Raw genomic sequence first — 2,495 nt, 5'->3', positions numbered from 1 at the left:
AACAGGACGTCCTTCAGCGGCAGTTCCAGCCGCTCGCACACCGCGTCCAGCGCGGCCGCGAACACCGGATAGGCCTCGTACAGCTCACGGCCCATGCCCAGCCGCTGGCTCCCCTGCCCGGTGAACAGGAAGGCCAGCTTCCCGGCCCCGGCAGCGCCCACCGTGCCACGCGTCACGCCAGCGTGGGCCAGGTCGTCGTTCCCCAGCGCCTCCAGCCCGCGCAGCAGTTCCTCGCGGTCGCCCGCCACGACCACCGCGCGGTGGTCGAAGGCGGCACGTCGCGTCGCCAGCGAGTAGGCCACGTCGACGGCCCGCAGCTCGGCCGACTCCTCCAGGCGCGCCCGCAGACGGGCCGCCTGGCCGCGCAGCGCGTCCGCCGACCTCGCGGACAGCACGTACGGCAGCACCGGCCCGCCGTCACCTTCGGCGGCAGTCACAGCCGCCTCCTCCAGGGCCTGCTCGATGATCGTGTGCGCGTTGGTACCGCTGATGCCGAACGACGACACACCGGCCCGGCGCGGGCGGCCCGTCTCCGGCCACGGCGTGTTCTCGGTGAGCAGCGTGACGGCGCCGTCCTCCCAGTCCACGTGCGGGGTCGGCTCGTCCACGTGCAGCGTCTTGGGCAGGACCCCGTGCCGCATCGCCATGACCATCTTGATGATCCCGGCGACGCCGGCGGCGGCCTGCGTGTGACCCATGTTGGACTTGATGGAGCCCAGCCACAGCGGCTCGTCCGCCGCGCGCTCCCGGCCGTACGTGGCCAGCAGTGCCTGCGCCTCGATCGGGTCCCCCAGGGTCGTACCCGTGCCGTGCGCCTCGACCACGTCGATCTGCTCGCTGGTGAGTCCGCCGGAGGCCAGTGCCTGCCGGATGACGCGCTGCTGGGACGGACCGTTCGGGGCGGTCAGGCCGTTGCTCGCACCGTCCTGGTTGATCGCGGAGCCGCGGACCACGGCGAGCACCGGGTGACCGAGGCGGCGGGCGTCCGACAGGCGTTCGACGAGCAGCATGCCCGCGCCCTCGGCCCAGCTGGTGCCGTCGGCGGCGGCGGCGAAGGACTTGATGCGGCCGTCGGCGGCCAGACCGCGTTGGCGGCTGAACTCGGTGAAGGTGCCCGGCGTCGACATGACGGTGACACCGCCGGCCAGGGCCATAGTGCACTCGCCGCCCCGCAGCGCCTGGATCGCCCAGTGCAGCGCGACGAGGGAGGAGGAGCAGGCCGTATCGACTGTGACCGCCGGGCCCTCCAGGCCGAAGGCGTACGAGACGCGGCCCGAGGCGATGCTGCCGGAGTTGCCGGTGCCGAGGTATCCCTCGACGCCGTCGGGCACGGAGCTGATCCGGGTGGCGTAGTCGTGGTACATCACGCCGGCGAAGACGCCGGTCCGGCTGCCCCGCATGGTGGCCGGGTCGATGCCGGCCCGCTCGAACGCCTCCCACGAGGTCTCCAGCAGGAGCCGCTGCTGCGGGTCCATCGCCACGGCCTCGCGCGGCGAGATCCCGAAGAACGCCGGGTCGAACCGGCCCGCGTCGTGGAGGAAGCCGCCGGAGCGGGTGTAGCTCGTGCCCTTGCCGTCCGGGTCCGGGTCGTACAGGGACTCCAGGTCCCAGCCGCGGCCCTGCGGGAACTCCGAGATGGCGTCGACGCCACCCACCACCAGACGCCACAGGTCCTCGGGGGTTTCGACCCCGCCGGGGTAGCGGCAGCTCATGCCGACGATCGCGATGGGGTCGTCGTGGAGCGCGGCGCCGAGGGATGCGGGCGCGGCGCCGGCCGCGGCGGCCGTCTCCTCGTCCGCGGTCAGGGACAGGCCCAGGACCTCGGTCCTCAGGTACGCGGCGAGCGCGCTCGGCGTGGGGTAGTCGAAGACGAGCGTGGCGGGCAGGCGTTCGCCGATGGCGGCGCCGAGGCGGTTGCGCAGTTCGACGGAGGTCAGGGAGTCGAAGCCGAGCTCCTTGAACGCCCGGTCGGCCGGCACCTCGTCGGTCGAGGCGTGGCCGAGCACGGCGGCCACCTCGGCCCGGACCGTCTCCAGCAGGGCCGCTTCCCGTTCCTCGGCGGGCAGCGCAGACAGCCTCGTGCGGAGCGCGGACCCGTCGGCCGTGGCACCCTGGCCCGCCGCCCGGCGGGCCGGTACGCGGACCAGGCCGCGCAGCAGGTCGGGAACCAGGCCGGTGCGCGCCTGGGCGCGGAGGGCGGCCAGGTCGAGCGGAAGGGGTACGAGCAGCGGGTCGTCCGTGCTGCGGGCCGCGTCGAACAGGGCGAGGCCGGTCTCCGGTGCGAGGACGCCGATGCCGCCGCGGTTGATGCGCTCGCGGTCGCCGTCGGCCAGGTCACCGCCCATGCCGCCGACGCTGGTCCACAGTCCCCAGGCCAGCGAGACACCCGGCAGACCCTGAGCCCGGCGGTGGGCGGCCAGGGCGTCCAGGAACACGTTGCCGGCCGCGTAGTTGGCCTGCCCGGCGCCACCGAAGACACCGGCGGCCGACGAGAA

Annotated in this window: 1 protein-coding gene; it reads right to left on the bottom strand. The window is 74.1% G+C overall.

The annotated features are described in order from the left end of the window. Positions 1-2,495: type I polyketide synthase (locus ABTY04_RS40745; RefSeq protein WP_352218477.1), on the bottom strand; the 2,495-nt coding region annotated here is incomplete at both ends.

This window comes from Streptomyces sp. NPDC097981 (genome assembly GCF_040302565.1).
Classification (GTDB): Bacteria; Actinomycetota; Actinomycetes; order Streptomycetales; family Streptomycetaceae; genus Streptomyces.
This window is presented reverse-complemented; position numbering and strand designations above follow the sequence as displayed.